The organism is Pseudomonas inefficax, assembly GCF_900277125.1.
GTDB classification, from domain to species: Bacteria; Pseudomonadota; Gammaproteobacteria; order Pseudomonadales; family Pseudomonadaceae; genus Aquipseudomonas; species Aquipseudomonas inefficax.
This window is the reverse complement of record NZ_OPYN01000060.1, coordinates 26,012-44,269: the sequence shown is the minus strand read 5'-3', so window position 1 is coordinate 44,269 and position 18,258 is coordinate 26,012. Positions and strand designations below refer to the sequence as shown.

The 18,258-nt window shown below is 62.7% G+C and carries 21 protein-coding genes and 1 tRNA gene; 2 read left to right on the top strand and 20 right to left on the bottom strand.

What is annotated here, in order from left to right; all coding sequences use genetic code 11:
* Positions 1-2: 2 nt before the first annotated feature.
* The 14 genes from JV551A3_RS06275 to trmJ form a co-directional block, all read right to left on the bottom strand.
* Positions 3-1,067, bottom strand: a complete 1,065-nt coding sequence (locus JV551A3_RS06275; RefSeq protein ID WP_133970439.1) for a RodZ domain-containing protein — start codon at positions 1,065-1,067, stop codon at positions 3-5.
* Entirely contained in the window at positions 1,064-1,825 is a 762-nt protein-coding gene (gene pilW, locus JV551A3_RS06270; RefSeq protein ID WP_133970440.1) for a type IV pilus biogenesis/stability protein PilW, read from the bottom strand. Before pilW ends, JV551A3_RS06275 begins: the two co-directional genes overlap by 4 nt.
* A gap of 15 nt (positions 1,826-1,840) precedes the next feature.
* The gene (gene rlmN / locus JV551A3_RS06265) at positions 1,841-2,986 is read right to left on the bottom strand and encodes a dual-specificity RNA methyltransferase RlmN (protein WP_133970441.1); all 1,146 of its coding nucleotides are present in this window, start codon (positions 2,984-2,986) and stop codon (positions 1,841-1,843) included.
* Between the two features lie 24 nt (positions 2,987-3,010).
* Positions 3,011-3,442 carry a nucleoside-diphosphate kinase gene (gene ndk / locus JV551A3_RS06260; RefSeq protein WP_023382208.1) on the bottom strand — a complete coding sequence of 144 codons (432 nt, stop codon included), beginning with the start codon at positions 3,440-3,442 and terminating at the stop codon, positions 3,011-3,013.
* A gap of 89 nt (positions 3,443-3,531) precedes the next feature.
* Positions 3,532-3,732 (bottom strand): Fe-S cluster assembly protein IscX, encoded by a 201-nt coding sequence (iscX, locus tag JV551A3_RS06255; protein ID WP_003257859.1) that lies wholly within the window; start codon positions 3,730-3,732, stop codon positions 3,532-3,534.
* Between the two features lie 10 nt (positions 3,733-3,742).
* Positions 3,743-4,084: an ISC system 2Fe-2S type ferredoxin gene (gene fdx / locus JV551A3_RS06250; protein ID WP_025337773.1), complete on the bottom strand. Its 342-nt coding sequence runs from the start codon at positions 4,082-4,084 to the stop codon at positions 3,743-3,745.
* A gap of 3 nt (positions 4,085-4,087) precedes the next feature.
* The gene (hscA, locus tag JV551A3_RS06245; RefSeq protein ID WP_133970442.1) at positions 4,088-5,950 is read right to left on the bottom strand and encodes a Fe-S protein assembly chaperone HscA; all 1,863 of its coding nucleotides are present in this window, start codon (positions 5,948-5,950) and stop codon (positions 4,088-4,090) included.
* Between the two features lie 42 nt (positions 5,951-5,992).
* On the bottom strand, positions 5,993-6,514 hold the full coding sequence (gene hscB / locus JV551A3_RS06240; protein WP_133970443.1) for a co-chaperone HscB: 522 nt from the start codon (positions 6,512-6,514) through the stop codon (positions 5,993-5,995).
* An 8-nt stretch (positions 6,515-6,522) separates the two neighbouring features.
* The gene (iscA, locus tag JV551A3_RS06235) at positions 6,523-6,846 is read right to left on the bottom strand and encodes an iron-sulfur cluster assembly protein IscA (protein ID WP_003257854.1); all 324 of its coding nucleotides are present in this window, start codon (positions 6,844-6,846) and stop codon (positions 6,523-6,525) included.
* A 28-nt stretch (positions 6,847-6,874) separates the two neighbouring features.
* Positions 6,875-7,261 carry a Fe-S cluster assembly scaffold IscU gene (iscU, locus tag JV551A3_RS06230; RefSeq protein WP_003248539.1) on the bottom strand — a complete coding sequence of 129 codons (387 nt, stop codon included), beginning with the start codon at positions 7,259-7,261 and terminating at the stop codon, positions 6,875-6,877.
* Between the two features lie 46 nt (positions 7,262-7,307).
* Complete coding sequence (locus JV551A3_RS06225; protein ID WP_013971017.1) at positions 7,308-8,522, bottom strand: IscS subfamily cysteine desulfurase; 1,215 nt, start codon at positions 8,520-8,522, stop codon at positions 7,308-7,310.
* Between the two features lie 46 nt (positions 8,523-8,568).
* Positions 8,569-9,060 (bottom strand): Fe-S cluster assembly transcriptional regulator IscR, encoded by a 492-nt coding sequence (gene iscR / locus JV551A3_RS06220; RefSeq protein ID WP_008092572.1) that lies wholly within the window; start codon positions 9,058-9,060, stop codon positions 8,569-8,571.
* 179 nt (positions 9,061-9,239) lie between these two features.
* Positions 9,240-10,025, bottom strand: a complete 786-nt coding sequence (cysE, locus tag JV551A3_RS06215; protein ID WP_133970444.1) for a serine O-acetyltransferase — start codon at positions 10,023-10,025, stop codon at positions 9,240-9,242.
* A 3-nt stretch (positions 10,026-10,028) separates the two neighbouring features.
* Complete coding sequence (gene trmJ, locus JV551A3_RS06210; RefSeq protein ID WP_031325634.1) at positions 10,029-10,784, bottom strand: tRNA (cytosine(32)/uridine(32)-2'-O)-methyltransferase TrmJ; 756 nt, start codon at positions 10,782-10,784, stop codon at positions 10,029-10,031.
* A 151-nt stretch (positions 10,785-10,935) separates the two neighbouring features.
* On the opposite strand from trmJ, the gene suhB reads away from it, so the two are divergent.
* Complete coding sequence (gene suhB, locus JV551A3_RS06205; protein ID WP_003257850.1) at positions 10,936-11,754, top strand: type III secretion system regulator SuhB; 819 nt, start codon at positions 10,936-10,938, stop codon at positions 11,752-11,754.
* A gap of 168 nt (positions 11,755-11,922) precedes the next feature.
* Here the strand turns inward: suhB and JV551A3_RS06200 are convergent, their stop codons facing one another.
* From JV551A3_RS06200 to queA, 6 genes are all read right to left on the bottom strand, one after another.
* The gene (locus JV551A3_RS06200) at positions 11,923-12,465 is read right to left on the bottom strand and encodes a glycine zipper 2TM domain-containing protein (protein ID WP_085623867.1); all 543 of its coding nucleotides are present in this window, start codon (positions 12,463-12,465) and stop codon (positions 11,923-11,925) included.
* A gap of 119 nt (positions 12,466-12,584) precedes the next feature.
* Positions 12,585-13,493: a protein translocase subunit SecF gene (gene secF, locus JV551A3_RS06195; protein WP_013971011.1), complete on the bottom strand. Its 909-nt coding sequence runs from the start codon at positions 13,491-13,493 to the stop codon at positions 12,585-12,587.
* Positions 13,494-13,503: 10 nt separating this feature from the next.
* Positions 13,504-15,366 carry a protein translocase subunit SecD gene (gene secD / locus JV551A3_RS06190; protein WP_133970445.1) on the bottom strand — a complete coding sequence of 621 codons (1,863 nt, stop codon included), beginning with the start codon at positions 15,364-15,366 and terminating at the stop codon, positions 13,504-13,506.
* Positions 15,367-15,429: 63 nt separating this feature from the next.
* Positions 15,430-15,765, bottom strand: a complete 336-nt coding sequence (gene yajC, locus JV551A3_RS06185) for a preprotein translocase subunit YajC (protein WP_016713216.1) — start codon at positions 15,763-15,765, stop codon at positions 15,430-15,432.
* 42 nt (positions 15,766-15,807) lie between these two features.
* Positions 15,808-16,923 carry a tRNA guanosine(34) transglycosylase Tgt gene (gene tgt, locus JV551A3_RS06180; protein ID WP_166674218.1) on the bottom strand — a complete coding sequence of 372 codons (1,116 nt, stop codon included), beginning with the start codon at positions 16,921-16,923 and terminating at the stop codon, positions 15,808-15,810.
* Between the two features lie 14 nt (positions 16,924-16,937).
* A complete protein-coding gene (gene queA / locus JV551A3_RS06175; RefSeq protein WP_112250695.1) occupies positions 16,938-17,987 on the bottom strand; it encodes a tRNA preQ1(34) S-adenosylmethionine ribosyltransferase-isomerase QueA in 1,050 nt (349 codons plus the stop codon).
* Between the two features lie 107 nt (positions 17,988-18,094).
* On the opposite strand from queA, the gene JV551A3_RS06170 reads away from it, so the two are divergent.
* Positions 18,095-18,179 (top strand) — tRNA-Leu (locus JV551A3_RS06170).
* Positions 18,180-18,258: the final 79 nt, after the last annotated feature.

Sequence of the window (18,258 nt, the reverse complement as noted above, 5' to 3'; positions counted from 1 at the left end):
GATTACTGTCCCAACTTCAGGCGAGCGGTCTCGCCACTGGTGAACGGGGCAACATCGACGGCCTGGCCGTTGTAGCTGACCTGGGCGCCACGGGCAAAGCCCAGGCGTACCGAGAACGGCGGCTTGCCGGTCAGCTCGAGGTTGTCCCCCTTGCGCTTGATGGCGCTGAACAGCACCTTGCCGTTGCCGTCGGTGACCTGGGTCCAGCAATCGGCGACGAACTGGATGGCGACCTTGGCGCTGCCAGCCGGCACTGCGGCCGGGGCGGCAGGCTCGGTGGCGGCCACGGTCGCTACAGGCGTAGCAGGTGCAGCCGCCGTCGGGGCCGGGGCCGGGGCAACCGGTGCTACCGGTGCTACCGGTGCAGGCGCGACAGCAGGGGCGCTGGCGACCGGTGACACAGGCGCCTGCTGGGCCGGTGCCGGCACTGCAGCAGCGGTAGCGGCAGGTGCCGGGCTAGCCGGTGCCGGTTCGGTGGCGGCAGGCTGCTCGGCAGCGCCCTGCTCCAGCGGCAGCGGCGCGCTCTCGGGCTGCTGCCCAGCGGAAACAGCCTGGTCTTCAGGCTCATCGAGCGGGTGAATCTGGGTGGTACCGTCGGCGCTTTCGACTTCGACATGCTCCAGGGCGATCTTGGCCAGGTCCTTGCCACGCAGGCTGCCCTGGTCCTGCCACCAGACGAAGCCGCCGCCGACCACCGCCACCAGCAGCAGCAAGCTGACGCCGCGCAGGATATTGTGCGACAGGCGCACCGGCTCTTCGATACGGCCCAGCGAGTGCACATCGCTGCCTTTGGCGTGGGTGCCGGTGTAACGGTCGAATGCGTCCACCAGGGCAGCCTGATCCAGGTCCATCAGCTTGGCATAGGCGCGGATATAACCACGGGCGAAGGTATGCCCCGGCAGCTTGTCGAAGGCGCCGGTTTCCACGTGGTTCAACGAACTGACAGTGAGGTTGAGCTTGCGGGCCACCTCGGCTTGTGACCAGTCCCGGTTCTCACGGGCCTGACGCAAAAGCTCACCGGGGTTCTGGCCAGGCGCTACTGCTACTTCGGGATGCGCGGCTTTCATCGTTGCTCCGACAGGTATTGCTGATATTCCGGCGTACCGGGATAAAGTCGTTGTAATTGCTGGCCCAGCTCGGCCAGTGTGCCCTGCTCGTCGAATACCCTGGCAAGGCGGCTGCCCAGCAGCAGGCTACGGGCATCGTGGTCGCTCAACTGGCTGAAACGATCGTAGTAGTCCCGGGCCGGCACATAATGCCTGTTTTCGTAGGACAACTCAGCCATTTCCAGCAACGCTTTCGGTTGCCGCTGGTTGAGTTGCAAAGCTTTCAGCAGATACGCGTGCGCCTGGTCGCGGCGCTCGAGCTTAAGGGCGGTCAGGCCCAGGTTCTCGTACACGCGTGAACGCTCAGGATACAGGGTATCGGCGCTGGCCAGGCGAAACATCTGCTCGGCCTCGGCAAATCGCCCCTGAGCATAAAGGAAACTGCCGTAATTGTTGCGAATTCGCGTGTCGTCCGTGCGTGCCTGCAGTGCCTTGCGAAAGTGCGCTTCGGCCAGCGCAGGCTCGTCTTCGGCCTGGAAGACCAGCGCCAGGGCGGCGTGGGCGTCGGCATCAGCGCTATCCAGGGCCAGGGCCTTACCCAGCGGCGCCTTGGCCTGCTCGGTCAACCCCTGTTGCAAATAACCCAGCCCAAGCTGCACGTAGGCCCGCCCCGCCTCTGCCCTGCCCTGGCGGCTGGCCAGGGGGTCGCTCGCGCCGCCCGACACGCAGCCGGCCAGCAGCGAAAGCGCAAGGATCGACAGCGCGGCGCGCAGGCTCATGGGCAAAGGTCCCGGTCAGTGGCTGGCGGGGCTGTCTTGCAGCTCGGCGTCCGCGGACAGCTGGCGCACAGCGATGTAGCGCTCGCTGCGGCGGGTGCGATCGTTGACCTGGCCGACCAGCTGGCCACAGGCAGCGTCGATGTCCTCACCACGGGTGGTACGGGTGGTGACGTTGAAACCACCGTGGTGCAACAGGTCCTGGAAGCGGCGGATGGCGTTGTTGCTCGGCCGCTCGTAGCCGGAGTGCGGGAACGGGTTGAACGGGATCAGGTTGATCTTGCATGGCACGTCGCGCAGCAGCTCGATCATTTGCGCAGCATGCTCAGGCTGGTCGTTGACGTCCTTGAGCAGGGTGTACTCGATGGTCAGCACGCGCTTGCCACCCAGGGTGGACATGTAGCCCATGCAAGATTCCAGCAGCATCTTCAGCGGGTACTTCTTGTTGATCGGTACCAGCTTGTTGCGCAGCTCGTCGTTCGGTGCGTGCAGGGACAGGGCCAGCGACACGTCGATGTGCTTGGCCAGCTCGTCGATCATCGGCACCACGCCCGAGGTGGACAGGGTGACGCGACGCTTGGAAATGCCATAGCCCAGATCTTCCATCATGATCTTCATGGCGGCGATGACATTGTCGAAATTCAGCAGGGGTTCGCCCATGCCCATCATGACCACGTTGGTGATAGCGCGGTCGATCTTGGCCGGAACGGTCCCGAAGGATTTGTTGGCAAGCCACACCTGGCCGATCACTTCGGCGGCGGTGAGGTTGCTGTTGAAGCCTTGCTTGCCGGTGGAGCAGAAACTGCAGTCCAGGGCACAGCCGGCTTGCGACGACACGCACAGGGTGCCGCGATCGTCGGTAGGAATGTAGACGGTTTCGACGCAGCTGCCGGAGGCAACGCGGACCACCCACTTGCGGGTACCGTCGGCGGAAATGTCTTCACTGACCACTTCCGGGCCCCGAATCTCGGCAACGGCCTCGAGCTTTTCGCGCAAGGCCTTGCCGACATTGGTCATGGCGGCGAAATCGTCGACGCCAAAGTGGTGAATCCATTTCATGACCTGACCGGCACGAAAACGCTTCTCTCCGATCGACTCGAAGAATTTTTCCATTTCCTGCAGGGTCAGGCCCAACAGGTTGATCTTGCCAGTCATGTCACTCATGGAATCACCCAAGACCTGCTTCGCTTAGCGAATGCGGTCGCACAGCTCGGTAGCGGAGAAGAAGTAAGCGATTTCGCGGGCAGCCGAAGCTTCCGAGTCGGAACCGTGAACAGCGTTTTCGTCGATGGAAACGGCGAAGTCAGCACGGATGGTACCGGCAGCAGCTTCTTTAGGGTTGGTGGCACCCATCAGCTCGCGGTTGGCCAGAACGGCGTTTTCGCCTTCCAGAACCTGAACGATGACCGGGCCGGAAGTCATGAAGGCAACCAGGTCAGCGAAGAAGCCGCGCTCTTTGTGCTCGGCGTAGAAGCCTTCGGCTTCGGCTTTGGACAGTTGCTTCATTTTCGAAGCGACGACGCGCAGGCCGGCTTTCTCGAAACGAGTGGTGATCTCGCCGATGACGTTCTTGGCAACGGCGTCAGGCTTGATGATGGAGAAAGTACGTTGAACAGCCATGGAAAACTCCAGAAATATGAGTGTTGCGAAAAATTAAACCCGCGAATTATACGCGGGTTCCAGGGGATTGCCTAACCTGCAGGACGCGTTCAGTCGGCTTCTTCGATCCAGGCCGCCTGGATGGCCTCGAGCACTTTCTCACCGCCGCGTGACGGATCGTCGCTGAATTCTGGCAAGGCCAGTACCCAACGGTGCAGATCGACGAAATTCACATAACGAGGATCGACTTCCGGCTTGCTTTCTGCAAGCTGAATGGCGATCTCAAGTACATCAATCCATTTCAGGCTCATGGGGCAAACCTCAGTGCGGCGCTTCGGCGGCGTGGTTGAGCGAATACTTGGGGATCTCGATGACCAGGTCCTGGTCAGCGACAACCACCTGGCAGCCGAGGCGCGATTGAGCCTCCAGGCCCCAGGCCTTGTCCAGCATGTCCTCTTCCAGTTCGTCGGCTTCTTCAAGCGAATCGAAGCCCTTGCGCACGATGCAATGGCAAGTGGTGCAGGCCTTGACCCCGCCACAGGCGCTTTCCATCTCGATGTGATGGTCGTGAGCCAGCTCCAGGATGTTGGTCCCGGGTTCGACTTCCACGGTCAGCCCTTCAGGGCAGAACTTCTCGTGCGGCAGGAATGTCACCAGCGGCATCGGTTACTCCTCGATCTCATTCAGGTTGCGCCCGGCCAGTGCGGCTTTGACCGTCGAATCAAGGCGACGGGCGGCGAAGGCTTCGGTCACTTGCGACAGACGCTTGGTCTGTTGCTCGATGGCTGCGCCATCGGTGCCGGCCAGCAAATCACGTAATTCCTGCATCTGGAATTCGATGGCATCACGCTCGTCACTGCTGAGCAGGCGCTCGCCATCAGCGTCCAGGGCGCCCTGTACCGCTTCGAGCAGGCGCTCGCCGTCGACCTGGTGCTCGCGCAGCTGACGGGCCTGCTTGTCGGAACCGGCGTGTTCGAAGGAGTCCTTGAGCATGCGGGCGATTTCGCCGTCGGTCAGGCCGTAGGACGGTTTGACCTGAATGCTCGCTTCCACGCCCGAACCCAGCTCGCGGGCAGCGACGCTGAGCAGGCCGTCGGCATCGACCTGGAAGGTGACGCGGATTTTAGCCGCACCGGCGACCATCGCCGGGATGCCACGCAGCTCAAAGCGCGCCAGCGAGCGGCAGTCGCTGATCAGCTCGCGCTCGCCCTGCAGCACGTGGATCATCATGGCCGACTGGCCATCTTTATAGGTAGTGAATTCCTGGGCTCGCGCCACCGGGATGGTGGTGTTGCGCGGGATCACCTTCTCCATCAGCCCGCCCATGGTTTCAAGGCCAAGCGACAGCGGGATGACATCGAGCAACAGCAGTTCGCCGCCTTCGCGGTGGTTGCCGGCCAGGGTGTCGGCCTGGATGGCAGCACCGATAGCCACCACCTGATCGGGGTCGATCGACGTCAGCGGGGCGCGCCCGAACAGCGTGCCGACCGCTTCGCGCACTCGCGGTACACGGGTCGAACCACCGACCATGACCACGGCGCTGACTTCTCCCAGCTCGACGCCACTGTCGCGCACGGCGCGGCGGCAGGCCTTGAGGCTGCGGGCGATCAGCGGCTCGATCATCGCTTCGAAACCGGCGCGGCTCAGCTGGCCCTGCCAGGTGCCATGGCTGACGTCGACCACATCGGCGTCGGTCAGGGCTTCCTTGGCGGCGCAGGCGGTTTGCAGCAACTGGCGCTGGGTGGCCGGGTCGAGGTCGGACGACAGACCGGCCTGTTCGATGATCCAGCCGGCAATGGCGTGGTCGAAGTCGTCACCGCCCAGGGCGGTATCGCCACCGGTAGCCAGCACTTCGAACACGCCGGCAGTGAGGCGCAGGATGGAAATATCGAAGGTACCGCCGCCCAGGTCATAGATGGCCACCACGCCTTCGGCGTTCTGGTCCAGGCCATAGGCCACGGCAGCGGCAGTCGGCTCGTTGAGCAGGCGCAGCACGTTCAGGCCGGCCAGGCGCGCAGCGTCCTTGGTGGCCTGGCGCTGGGCGTCATCGAAATAGGCCGGCACGGTGATCACCGCCCCCACCAGCTCACCACCGAGGGTGGCTTCGGCACGCTCGCGCAGCACCTTGAGGATATCGGCCGACACTTCCACCGGGCTTTTCGGCCCTTGCACGGTGTCGATGAACGGCATGTGCGACTCACCGCCAACGAAGCGGTACGGCAGCTGCTCGCCCAGTTGCTTGACGTCGGCGAGGCCGCGCCCCATCAGGCGCTTTACCGATAGCACGGTGTTCAGCGGGTCGCTGGAAGCGGCATCGCGTGCAGCCTGCCCCACTTCGTTGCGCCCTTCGAGGTAGCGCACCGCGGACGGCAGAATGACATTGCCCCGCGCGTCGGGCAGGGGCTCGCTACGGCCGCTGCGCAGTGCGGCGACCAGGGAGTTGGTAGTACCCAGGTCGATCCCCACCGCCAGGCGGCGCTGATGCGGCTGAGGGCTTTGACCGGGTTCGGCAATCTGCAGTAGGGCCATGCTTATCTGAATACCTTAGGTGCCATCACGGGCAGCACCGGGTTAATCGTCGAGGCGCTCTTCCAGTTGGCGCACTTCTTGGGCGAGCTTGTCGAGGAACTGCATGCGGCGCATCAGGCGTTCGGCCTTTTCGCGCTCGCCTGGGGCGTCCCAGCAGGCGGCAAAGTCCTCGTTCAGCGTGTCCTGGGCGACCTTCAGGCGCTTCTTGAACACGGCCACGCCATCGAGGTCGGCTTCGTCCTGCAGTTCTTCGAGCTCTTCACGCCACTGCATCTGCTGCAACAGAAAGTCAGGGTCGTGGACCGTGACCTCCTGAGGCACTTCGTGGCCGCCGATGGCCAGCAGGTAGCGGGCTCGACGCGGCGCACTGCGCAGGGTCTGGTAGGCGTCGTTGAGGGCCGCGGACTTTTCCAGCGCCACGCGCTGCTCGCGCTCGGAGGCGTCGGCAAAGCGGTCTGGATGAACTTCGCGGGCCAGCTCGCGGTAGCGAGTGGCCAGCTTGTCGAGGTCCAGGCGGAAGCTTGGCTGGAGGTCAAACAATGCGAAATGACAAGGAGTACCCACAGCCAGCCTCAAACGTTGAAGCTTTCGCCGCAGCCACACTCACCGCGCACGTTGGGGTTGTTGAACTTGAAGCCTTCGTTCAACCCTTCCTTGACGAAGTCCAGTTCGGTGCCGTCGAGGTAGACCAGGCTCTTGGGATCGATGATCACCTTGACGCCATGGTTCTCGAACACCTGGTCTTCGTCCGCCAGCTCGTCGACGAACTCCAGCACGTAGGCCAGGCCCGAGCAACCGGTGGTGCGCACGCCCAGGCGAATGCCTTCGCCCTTGCCGCGCCCTTCCAGGGAACGCCGCACATGGTTGGCGGCGGCTTCTGTCATGCTGATAGCCATCTGGACTCCTTACCTCGCAACAGGCGGCTTAGATCAAGCCTTTCTTCTGCTTGTAATCGCGTACGGCTGCCTTGATGGCATCTTCGGCGAGTACCGAGCAGTGGATCTTGACCGGCGGCAACGCCAGTTCTTCAGCCAGCTGGGTGTTCTTGATGGTTTCGGCTTCGTCCAGGGTCTTGCCCTTCATCCACTCGGTGGCGAGGGAGCTGGAAGCGATGGCCGAACCGCAGCCGTAGGTCTTGAACTTGGCGTCTTCGATCACGCCCTGCTCGTTGACCTTGATCTGCAGGCGCATCACGTCACCGCAGGCCGGGGCGCCGACCATGCCGGTACCGACGTCCGGGTCTTCGGCATTCATCTTGCCGACGTTGCGCGGGTTTTCGTAGTGGTCGATGACCTTTTCACTGTATGCCATGGTGCAATTCCTTCCTCATCAGGGAGCCGCTCTTGCCGGCGACTGCTTAGTGGGCGGCCCACTCGATCTTGGAGATGTCAACGCCGTCTTTGTACATGTCCCACAGCGGCGACAGCTCACGCAGTTTGTTCACGGCCTCGCAGACTTTCTGCGCGGCGTAGTCGACTTCTTCCTCGGTGGTGAAGCGGCCGAAGGAGAAGCGGATCGAGCTGTGCGCCAGCTCGTCGTTGCGGCCCAGGGCGCGCAATACGTAGGACGGCTCGAGCGACGCGGAGGTGCAGGCCGAACCGGACGATACGGCGATGTCCTTCAGCGACATCAGCAGCGATTCGCCTTCGACGTAGTTGAAGCTCAGGTTCAGGTTGTGTGGTACGCGGGCAGTCTTGCTGCCGTTGACGTACAGCTCTTCGAGGTCCGAGACCTGCTTGAAGAAGCGGTCGCTCAGGGCCTTGATGCGCACGTTTTCCGCGGCCATTTCCTGCTTGGCGATGGCGAAGGCTTCGCCCATGCCGACAATCTGGTGAGTCGGCAGGGTGCCCGAACGCATGCCGCGCTCATGGCCACCGCCGTGAATGATGGCTTCCAGGCGTACACGCGGCTTGCGGCTGACGTACAGCGCGCCGATGCCTTTCGGGCCGTAGACCTTGTGCGCCGAGAACGACATCAGGTCGACCTTCAGCTTTTGCAAGTCGATTTCGACCTTGCCCGCCGACTGCGCGGCATCAACGTGGAACAGCACGCCGCGCGAGCGGGTCAGTTCACCGATGGCGGCGATATCGTTGATCGAGCCGACTTCGTTGTTCACGTGCATCAGCGAAACCAGGATGGTGTCGTCGCGCAGCGCCGCCTCGACCATGGCCGGGGTGACGATACCGTCTTCGCCTGGCTCGAGATAGGTGACTTCGAAACCTTCACGCTCCAGCTGGCGAGCGGTATCCAGTACCGCCTTGTGCTCGATCTTGGAGGTGATGATGTGCTTGCCCTTGGTCTGATAGAAGTGCGCGACGCCCTTGAGTGCGAGGTTGTCGGACTCGGTGGCACCACTGGTCCAGACGATTTCGCGCGGATCGGCGTTGATCAGCTCGGCAACCTGGCGACGACCGTTCTCGACCGCTTCCTCGGCTTTCCAGCCGAAGACGTGGGAGCGCGAAGCCGGGTTACCGAAGTTCCCGTCGACCAGCAGGCAGTCGGCCATCTTCTGGGCCACGCGTGGGTCGACCGGGGTGGTCGCGGAGTAATCGAGGTAGATCGGCAACTTCATTTGTCTCTCCTATCAGGCGGTGGCGTCGCTCGTCGTCCCGGTGGGATCAATCGACGGCGGACGTCTCAATCTTGTCCAGCTGGGCGGTACGGCCTGCGACACGACGCAGGTCCTGACGCTGGGCGACTTCCTGCACCTCGCGGCGCATGACGAGGTCGGCCAGGCTTATACCGCTGAGGAATTCATGGATCTGCTGGCTGAGGTCGCACCACAGGTGGTGGGTCAGGCAGGTGTCACCGGCATGGCAGTCCCCGAGCCCCTGGCAACGGGTGGCGTCGACCGATTCGTTGACCGCATCGATGACCTGGGCCACCTGGATGGTTTCCATGCCCCGCGACAGCTGGTAGCCACCGCCTGGACCACGCACGCTGGATACCAGGCTGCTGCGGCGCAGCTTGGCGAACAGCTGTTCCAGATAAGAGAGGGAAATGCCCTGGCGCTCGGAAATGTCGGCCAAAGACACCGGCCCATGCTGCGCGTGCAACGCCAGGTCGAGCATGGCGGTCACGGCGTATCGGCCTTTGGTAGTCAGTCGCATGGCTATTGGGTACCACGGGAGTTACAGGATGTGAGCGAGTATGCGATTCCCGAGCATTTAAGTCAACTATTAGACCTAGTGCTTTAGTCGGGTTTGCATCGGGGAGGCGGGCGCGATTGTAGCAGACAGGGGGCGTGAGCACACGCCCCGTATGTCACCGTGATTTCAGCGCGGCGCAATCAATGCGATTGCGTGTCGCGCTCAGCCACCTGGGCAACTTCGTTGAAGTCATCTTCCGGCAGGGCCGGCAGCTCCTTGGCGCAGTAATCGCTGCCCATCTTGGTCAGGGCGCCGCACATGCCCTCCAACCGCTCGTCGACTGCCTGCAGGTGATCGAGCATCTGGCCGATGGCACGAGCCACCGGGTCGGGCATGTCGCCACTGACACCATAGGCATCGAAGCCGATCTTCTCGGCCATGGCCTTGCGCTTGGCCTCGACCTCATCGTTCTCGCTCTTGACGATGATTCGCCCAGGGATGCCGACCGCCGTGGCGCCGGCCGGCACCGCCTTGGTCACCACCGCATTGGAACCGATCTTGGCCCCGGCACCGACGGTGAACGGCCCGAGCACCTTGGCCCCCGCCCCTACCACCACGCCGTTTTCCAGGGTGGGGTGGCGCTTGCCTTTGTTCCAGCTGGTGCCGCCCAAGGTCACGCCCTGGTACAGGGTGACATCGTCGCCGATCTCGGCGGTTTCGCCGATGACGATGCCCATGCCGTGGTCGATGAAGAAACGCCGGCCGATGGTGGCTCCGGGGTGGATCTCGATGCCGGTCAGCCAGCGGCCGAAGTTCGACACCAGGCGGGCCAGCCACTTGAAATCACGCCTCCACAGGGCATTGCCCAGGCGGTGCAGCCAGATGGCGTGCATGCCCGGGTAGCAGGTCAGCACCTCGAAGGCGTTGCGCGCGGCCGGGTCACGGTGAAATACGCTTTGAATATCTTCACGCAGGCGTTCGAACATCTGTCAGTCCTTCCGTTTATGCGGCTCGCCCCGGACCACTTTCTGGGTCTCGGTGAGGATGCCGCGCAAAATGCTCATTTCCGAACGCTCGACCGCCACCCGCCCATACAGCCGGCGCAGGCGCGGCATCAGGTGCTTGGGCTTTTCGGGGTCAAGGAAGCCGATACCCACCAGGGTTTTCTCCAGGTGGTCGTAGAACAGCTCCATTTCGTCCATGGTCGCCAGCTCGCTGGCGTCAACCTTCTCGACCTTGCCCGGTGCTGCACCGGCGGCCAGCCAGGCCATGCGCACCTCATAAGAGAGCACCTGCACGGCGGCAGCCAGGTTCAGCGAGCTGAAGTCGGGGTTGGAGGGAATGTGCACGTGGAAGTGACATCGCTGCAGTTCTTCGTTGGTCAGGCCGGCGTGCTCACGGCCGAACACCAGGGCGATTTCCTCGCCACCGTTGGCATGCTCCACCGCCTTGGCCCCGCATTCGCGCGGGCCGATCAGCGGCCAGGGGATGCTCCGCTCGCGGGCGCTGGTGCCCATCACCAGGTTGCAACCGACCAGCGCCTGCTCGAGGCTGTCGACCACCTGGGCGTTGTCCAGCACATCGTCGGCACCCGAGGCTCGGGCACTGGCATCCACGGCGGGGAACTCTTTCGGCTGCACCAGCACCAGACGCGACAAGCCCATGTTTTTCATGGCACGTGCAGCGCCGCCGATGTTGCCGGGGTGGCTGGTATTGACCAGAACAACACGAATATTTTGCAGCAAGGTGTTGTGCTCACAGATGCAGGAATCAGGGCGTTCGATCTTACAGAACCGACAGACGTAACGCCACGAAAGCAAATGTGACACTTCTGCCGCCAAAGTTTTCTGCTAGAATGATCGGCTTTCTTCTTTAACATCTCCAGGTGACCCGCCCATGCAGCCTATGCTGAATATCGCCCTGCGCGCCGCTCGCAGCGCCAGTGAACTGATTTTCCGCTCCATCGAACGCCTGGATAGCATCAAGGTCGATGAGAAAGAGGCCAAGGACTACGTTTCCGAAGTCGATCGCGCCGCCGAGCAGAGCATCGTCAACGCCCTGCGCAAGGCCTACCCGAACCACTCCATCCAGGGCGAGGAAACCGGCCTGCACGCGGGTAGCGGCGAAGAAGGCAAGGATTACCTGTGGATCATCGACCCACTGGACGGCACCACCAACTTCCTGCGTGGCATCCCGCACTTCGCGGTCAGCATCGCTTGCAAATACCGTGGCCGCCTTGAGCACGCCGTGATCGTCGACCCGGTTCGCCAGGAAGAATTCACTGCCAGCCGTGGCCGTGGCGCCCAGCTCAACGGCCGCCGCCTGCGTGTCAGCTCCCGCACCAGCCTGGAAGGCGCCCTGCTGGGTACCGGCTTCCCGTTCCGTGACAGCCAGATGGCCGACCTGGACAACTACCTGGGCATGTTCCGCGCCCTGACTGGCCAGACCGCCGGCATCCGCCGCGCCGGCTCCGCCAGCCTGGACCTGGCCTACGTGGCCGCCGGCCGTTTCGACGCTTTCTGGGAGTCGGGCCTGTCCGAATGGGACATGGCGGCTGGCGTGCTGCTGATTCAGGAAGCAGGTGGCCTGGTGAGCGACTTCAACGGTGGCCACGACTTCCTCGAGAAGGGCCATATCGTTGCGGGCAACATCAAGTGCTTCAAGGCCGTGCTGACTGCTATCCAGCCGCACCTGCCAGAGAACATGAAGCGCTAAGCGCGGATTGCCGGAAAACAAAAAAGCACCCCTCGGGGTGCTTTTTTATACCTGATAGTTTTTCATTGCCTGTACCGGCCTCTTCGCGGGTGAACCCGCTCCCACAGGATTGTGCGATCACTGTGGGAGCGGGTTCACCCGCGAAGAGGCCGGCACAGGCAACTCAAATTACTGCCCGGCTTCGCTCAGGATCAGCTTGCCGTTCTTGTCCACTGGAATGGTCGACCCGGGCTCGTGATCCATCTTCACCTGCCCCACCTTGTCGCCAATGGTGTACTTCACGTTGTAGCCCACCACTTTCTCACTGATGTCGTTGACCGTGTTGCAGCGGGTTTGAGTGGTGGTGTAGGTGTCACGCTCCTGCATGCCCTCCTGCACCTTGTTGCCGGCATAACCACCACCGACCGCACCGGCCACGGTGGCGATCTTCTTGCCGCTACCACCACCAATCTGGTTACCCAGCAGGCCACCGGCAATGGCGCCCACCACGGTACCTGCGATCTGGTGCTGGTCCTTGACCGGCGCCTGCCGCGTCACAGCGACGTCCTTGCAGACCTCACGGGGGGTTTTTACCTGTTGTTTGATCGGTTGCACATCGGTGACCTGCGCATACTCAGGCCCCTTGTTGACCAAGCTGTAGGTCGCGACAGCACCTCCGGCAGTCACACCGACAGCACCCAGTACCGCACCCACCAGCATTGATTTGTTCACATGAACCTCCTGATCAAAACCCGCGGGTCCGACCCGCCTTCTCCCAGCCTTGGAGTAAAAAAAAAGGCGCGAGTTCAATACTCGCGCCTTTCTGGCCGCCAAACGGCGTGGAACACGCTTTACGGACGGTCGTCCACACCGTCGGTCTTGGCCGGCGGGATCAGGTCTTCGCTGCTCAGGTTCAGCCAGATCAGTACCACGTTAGCGATGTAGATCGACGAATAGGTACCGGCCATGACGCCGATGAACAGGGCCAGGGAGAAGCCGAACAGGTTGTCGCCACCGAAGAACAGCAGCGCGGCAATGGCCAGCAAGGTCGAAACCGAGGTGGCGATGGTCCGCAGCAGAGTCTGGGTAGTGGAAACGTTGATGTTCTCGATCAGCGAGGCCTTGCGCATGACACGGAAGTTTTCGCGCACCCGGTCGAACACGACGATGGTGTCGTTCAGCGAGTAGCCGATGATCGCCAGCACTGCCGCCAGCACCGTCAGGTCGAAGGTGATCTGGAAGAACGACAGAATACCCAGGGTCACCACCACGTCGTGGATCAGCGAGACGATCGCGCCCACGGCGAACTTCCACTGGAAGCGGAAGGCCAGGTAGATAAGGATGCCGCCCAGTGCCAGGAGCATGCCCATACCACCCTGGTCGCGCAGTTCTTCACCCACCTGCGGGCCGACAAACTCGACACGCTTGACCTTGGCCGGGTTGTCGCCGCCGGCTTTCTGCAGGGCTTCAGCTACCTTGTTGCCCAGCTGTGGGTCATCGCCCGGCATGCGCACCAGCAGGTCGGTGGTGGCGCCGAAGCTCTGCACCACCGCCTCGTGGAAGCCGGAATTGACCAGCTCGGCACGCACCGCCTTGAGGTCGGCCGGGCGCTCGTAAGTCAGCTCGATCAGCGTACCGCCGGTGAAGTCCAGGCCGAAGTTCAGGCCCTTCTGCCACCAGCTGAACAGCGCCAGCACGGTGAGGAGCACGGTAACGGCGAACGCGACATTGCGCACGCCCATGAAGTTGATGGTTTTCATCGCAGCTCCCTCAAACCCACAGCTTCTTGATGTCACGCCCGCCGCAGGTCAGGTTGACCATTGCACGGGTCACCATGACGGCGGTGAACATCGAGGTGAAAATCCCGAGGGACATGGTGACCGCGAAGCCCTTGACCGGGCCGGTACCCATGGCGAACAGGATGCCGCCGACCAGCAGGCTGGTCAGGTTGGCGTCGATGATCGCGGTGTAGGCGCGGTTGAAGCCTTCGTGGATGGCGCGTTGCACCGACATGCCGGCGTTCAGCTCTTCGCGAATACGCGAGAAGATCAGCACGTTGGCGTCCACCGCCATACCCATGGTCAAGACGATACCGGCAATACCCGGCAGGGTCAGGGTGGCGCCCAGCAGCGACATCAGCGCCAGCAGCAGGACCATGTTGCCCGCCAGGGCGACGGTGGCGATCACACCGAAGGCACGGTAGATGGCGATGATGAACAGCGAGACGAACAGCATGCCCCACAGCGACGCATCGATACCCTTGGTGATGTTGTCGGCACCCAGGCTTGGGCCGATGGTACGTTCTTCAGCGAAGTACATCGGCGCAGCCAGGCCACCGGCACGCAGCAGCAGGGCCAGTTCGGACGATTCGCCCTGGCCGTTCAGGCCGGTGATGCGGAACTGGCTGCCCAGCGGCGACTGGATGGTCGCCAGGCTGATGATTTTCTTCTCTTCCTGGAAGCTCTGTACGGCAACGTCCTTCTCGACGCCGTCGACGGTCTGCTTGACGTAGCGGGTAACCGGCTTCTGCTCGATGAAGATCACCGCCATGCTGCGGCCCACGTTGCTGCGGGTAGCACGGGTCATCAGCTCGCCACCGTGACCATCCAGACGGATGTTCACCTGCGGACGGCCTTGTTCGTCGAAGCTCGCCTGGGCGTCGGTTACCTGGTCGCCAGTGATGATCAGGCCGCGCTCGACCGCAGCGGAACGGCCACCTTCACGGAACTCGAACACCTCGGTAGTGGCCTTGGACGCGCCCGGTTCGGCACCGAAGCGGAACTCCAGGTTGGCGGTTTTACCCAGGATACGCTTGGCCTCGGCAGTGTCCTGCACGCCCGGCAGCTCGACCACGATGCGGTTGGCGCCCTGGCGCTGTACCAGCGGCTCTGCCACGCCCAGCTCGTTGACACGGTTGCGGACGGTGGTGAGGTTCTGCTTGATCGAGTATTCGCGGATCTCGGCGACTTTCGCCTGGGTCAGCGCCAGACGCAGCACCGCCAGCTCGTTACGCTCGGTGGTGGTCAGGTCGAAATCATTGAAATTCTTGCGGATCAGGGCACGTGCCTGCTCGCGGGTAGCATCGTCAGCGAAGCCCAGCATGATGCCGCCATCCTGCTGAGGCAGGCTGCGGTAGCGGACGCGCTCTTTGCGCAGCAAGGTCTTGACCTCGCCTTCGTAGACTTTCATGCGGGCGCTCATGGCCTTGTCCATGTCCACTTCCAGCAGGAAGTGCACACCACCGGACAGGTCCAGGCCCAGCTTCATCGGGCTTGCGCCCAGGTTGCGCAGCCATTGCGGGGTAGTCTGGGCCAGGTTCAGGGCCACGACGTAATCATCGCCCAGTGCCTTGCGCACTACATCCTTGGCTGGCAGCTGGTCTTCCTGATTGGTCAGGCGGATCAGCCCGCTGCCCTTCTCACCCAGGCTGGCGCCCTTGACGGCGATGTTGGCATCGCCCAGCGCCTTGCTGACGCGGTCGAGGTCGGCCTGGTTCACCTGCAGCGCCGAGCTGGCACCACTGATCTGTACCGCCGGATCATCCGGGTAGAGGTTGGGAGCGGAATAAATGAAACCGACCACCAGTACCAGCACGATCAGTGCATATTTCCACAGAGGATATTTGTTCAGCATCACGCCGCCCGTTCAAGACGCGGGGCGCGTTGCGCGCCCCGACTGGAAAGAAAAACCGGTAACTCAGATAGCCTTGAGCGTACCTTTTGGCAGGGTGGCCGCGATGGCACCCTTCTGGAACTTCAGCTCGACGTTGTCGGAAACTTCCAGTACCACGAAATCATCGGAAACCTTGATGATCTTGCCGGCGATGCCGCCGTTGGTGACAACTTCGTCACCCTTCTGCAAGTTGCTCAGCAGGTTCTTCTGCTCTTTTGCACGCTTGGCCTGCGGGCGCCAGATCATCAGGTAGAAGATGACCAGGAAACCGACCAGGAAAATCCACTCGAAGCCGGTACCGGCTGGGCCGGCGGCAGGTGCAGCAGCGTCCGCGTATGCGGCGGGGATCAAGAAGCTCATTGGGCACTCCTAATGTAATTTTCTAATAATGAATGCGGACAGTCAGTCCAAAGGCGGCACAGGAAGCCCGCGCTTGGCGTAGAAGGCGTCGACAAAGGCGGCCAATTTACCCTGTTGAATAGCCTCGCGTAAACCGGCCATCAAGCGCTGGTAATGGCGCAAGTTGTGGATGGTATTCAGCATGCTGCTCAGCATTTCGCCGCACTTGTCCAGGTGATGGAGATAGGCGCGGGAGAAGTTGGTGCAGGTGTAGCAGTCACAGGTCGGATCCAGCGGCGAATCATCGTGGCGATGGAACGCATTGCGGATCTTGATCACCCCTGTATCGACGAACAGATGACCGTTGCGCGCGTTACGCGTCGGCATCACGCAGTCGAACATGTCGACGCCGCGGCGCACACCCTCAACGAGATCTTCCGGTTTGCCTACCCCCATAAGGTAACGAGGTTTGTCAGCAGGCATCTGGCCCGGCAGGTAATCCAGCACCTTGATCATTTCGTGCTTGGGCTCGCCCACCGACAGGCCACCGATGGCCAGGCCGTCGAAGCCGATGTTTTCCAGGCCCTCCAGCGAACGCATGCGCAAGTCCTGGTACATGCCGCCCTGGACGATACCGAACAGCGCCGCGGTGTTGTCGGCGTGGGCGTTCTTCGAGCGCTGGGCCCAGCGCAGTGACAGCTGCATGGATGCGCGCGCCACATCGTGCTCGGCCGGGTACGGCGTGCACTCGTCGAAGATCATCACCACGTCCGAGCCCAGGTCACGCTGCACCTGCATCGACTCTTCCGGGCCCATGAACACCTTGGCGCCATCGACCGGCGAGGCGAAGGTCACGCCCTCTTCCTTGATCTTGCGCATGGCGCCCAGGCTGAACACCTGGAAGCCACCGGAGTCGGTGAGGATCGGGCCTTTCCATTGCATGAAGTCGTGCAGGCCGTTGTGCTTCTTGATCACCTCGGTGCCCGGGCGCAGCCACAGGTGGAAGGTGTTGCCCAGGATCATCTCGGCGCCGATGGCCTCGATGTCGCGCGGCAGCATGCCCTTGACCGTGCCATAGGTGCCCACCGGCATGAACGCCGGGGTTTCCACGGTGCCACGTGGGAAGGTGATGCGGCCACGACGGGCCTTGCCGTCGGTGGCCAGCAGTTCGAAGGACATTCGACAGGTGCGACTCATGCTTGATCCTCGGGCCCGCGTGGCGCCGGATTGCGGGTGATGAACATGGCATCACCGTAACTGAAGAAGCGGTACCCCTGCTCGACCGCTGCCGCGTAGGCGGCCATGGTCTCGGGGTAGCCGGCGAAGGCCGAGACCAGCATCAGCAGCGTGGACTCCGGCAGGTGGAAATTGGTGACCAGCGCGTCGACCACATGGAACGGCCGGCCCGGGTAGATGAAGATGTCAGTGTCGCCGCTGAAGGCCTTGAGCACGCCATCGCGCGCCGCGCTCTCCAGCGAGCGCACGCTGGTGGTGCCCACCGCGACAACCCGGCCGCCGCGGGCGCGGCAGGCTTCGATGGCATCGACCACATCCTGGCCCACTTCGAGCCACTCTTTATGCATGTGGTGGTCTTCGATCTTGTCGACCCGCACTGGCTGGAAGGTGCCCGCGCCCACGTGCAAGGTGACGAAAGCGCGCTCGACGCCTTTGGCGGCGATCTTTTCCAGCAGCGCCTCGTCGAAGTGCAGGCCAGCGGTGGGCGCGGCGACCGCCCCCGCGCGTTCGGCGTACACGGTCTGGTAGCGCTCACGGTCGGCGCCCTCGTCCGGGCGGTCGATGTAAGGCGGCAACGGCATATGGCCGACACGGTCGAGCAATGGCAGCACCTCTTCGGTGAAGCGCAGCTCGAACAGCGTGTCATGGCGCGCGACCATTTCGGCCTCGCCGCCGCCATCGATGAGGATCACCGCGCCTTCTTTCGGCGCCTTGCTGGCACGCACATGGGCCAGCACCCGGTGGCTATCGAGCACACGCTCGACCAGCACTTCCAGCTTGCCGCCGGAGGCTTTCTGGCCGAACAGGCGCGCCGGGATGACCCGGGTGTTGTTGAACACCATCAGGTCGCCCGGGCGCAGGTACTCGAGCAGATCGGGAAATTGCCGGTGCGCCAGCGCGCCGGTTGGCCCATCGAGCACCAGCAGACGGCTGCCATGGCGCTCGGCCAACGGGTGGCGGGCGATCAGGGAATCGGGGAGTTCGAAGGAAAAATCGGCGACGCGCATGATGATGTTCGGTTCGGCAGGGCCGGGAAGTTTAGCCCAATGTGTGAAAATTGACCATGAAAGCCGATTGACCGACCAGCGGTGGCTCTCTATACTGCGCGCCACATGCCCTGATGGCGGAATTGGTAGACGCGGCGGATTCAAAATCCGTTTTCGAAAGGAGTGGGAGTTCGAGTCTCCCTCGGGGCACCATCACATAGTTCCAAGCGGTCCCTACCAGACCCGGAACACCAGAGAAACCGGCCACTGAGCCGGTTTTTTTGTGCCAATC

What these genes read in the sequence shown, in the direction of transcription:
- iscU (WP_003248539.1), bottom strand. Translation starts at nt 7,261, where the DNA reads ATGGCATACAGTGAAAAGGTCATCGACCACTACGAAAACCCGCGCAAC.
- tgt (WP_166674218.1), bottom strand. Translation starts at nt 16,923, where the DNA reads ATGTCCTTCGAACTGCTGGCCACCGACGGCAAGGCCCGTCGTGGCCGC.
- rlmN (WP_133970441.1), bottom strand. Translation starts at nt 2,986, where the DNA reads ATGAGTGACATGACTGGCAAGATCAACCTGTTGGGCCTGACCCTGCAG.
- pilW (WP_133970440.1), bottom strand. Translation starts at nt 1,825, where the DNA reads ATGAGCCTGCGCGCCGCGCTGTCGATCCTTGCGCTTTCGCTGCTGGCC.
- queA (WP_112250695.1), bottom strand. Translation starts at nt 17,987, where the DNA reads ATGCGCGTCGCCGATTTTTCCTTCGAACTCCCCGATTCCCTGATCGCC.
- suhB (WP_003257850.1), top strand. Translation starts at nt 10,936, where the DNA reads ATGCAGCCTATGCTGAATATCGCCCTGCGCGCCGCTCGCAGCGCCAGT.
- iscR (WP_008092572.1), bottom strand. Translation starts at nt 9,060, where the DNA reads ATGCGACTGACTACCAAAGGCCGATACGCCGTGACCGCCATGCTCGAC.
- secF (WP_013971011.1), bottom strand. Translation starts at nt 13,493, where the DNA reads ATGAAAACCATCAACTTCATGGGCGTGCGCAATGTCGCGTTCGCCGTT.
- hscA (WP_133970442.1), bottom strand. Translation starts at nt 5,950, where the DNA reads ATGGCCCTACTGCAGATTGCCGAACCCGGTCAAAGCCCTCAGCCGCAT.
- secD (WP_133970445.1), bottom strand. Translation starts at nt 15,366, where the DNA reads ATGCTGAACAAATATCCTCTGTGGAAATATGCACTGATCGTGCTGGTA.
- fdx (WP_025337773.1), bottom strand. Translation starts at nt 4,084, where the DNA reads ATGCCGCTGGTGACATTCCTGCCGCACGAGAAGTTCTGCCCTGAAGGG.
- JV551A3_RS06275 (WP_133970439.1), bottom strand. Translation starts at nt 1,067, where the DNA reads ATGAAAGCCGCGCATCCCGAAGTAGCAGTAGCGCCTGGCCAGAACCCC.
- cysE (WP_133970444.1), bottom strand. Translation starts at nt 10,025, where the DNA reads ATGTTCGAACGCCTGCGTGAAGATATTCAAAGCGTATTTCACCGTGAC.
- ndk (WP_023382208.1), bottom strand. Translation starts at nt 3,442, where the DNA reads ATGGCTGTTCAACGTACTTTCTCCATCATCAAGCCTGACGCCGTTGCC.
- JV551A3_RS06225 (WP_013971017.1), bottom strand. Translation starts at nt 8,522, where the DNA reads ATGAAGTTGCCGATCTACCTCGATTACTCCGCGACCACCCCGGTCGAC.
- yajC (WP_016713216.1), bottom strand. Translation starts at nt 15,765, where the DNA reads ATGAGCTTCTTGATCCCCGCCGCATACGCGGACGCTGCTGCACCTGCC.
- iscX (WP_003257859.1), bottom strand. Translation starts at nt 3,732, where the DNA reads ATGAGCCTGAAATGGATTGATGTACTTGAGATCGCCATTCAGCTTGCA.
- iscA (WP_003257854.1), bottom strand. Translation starts at nt 6,846, where the DNA reads ATGGCTATCAGCATGACAGAAGCCGCCGCCAACCATGTGCGGCGTTCC.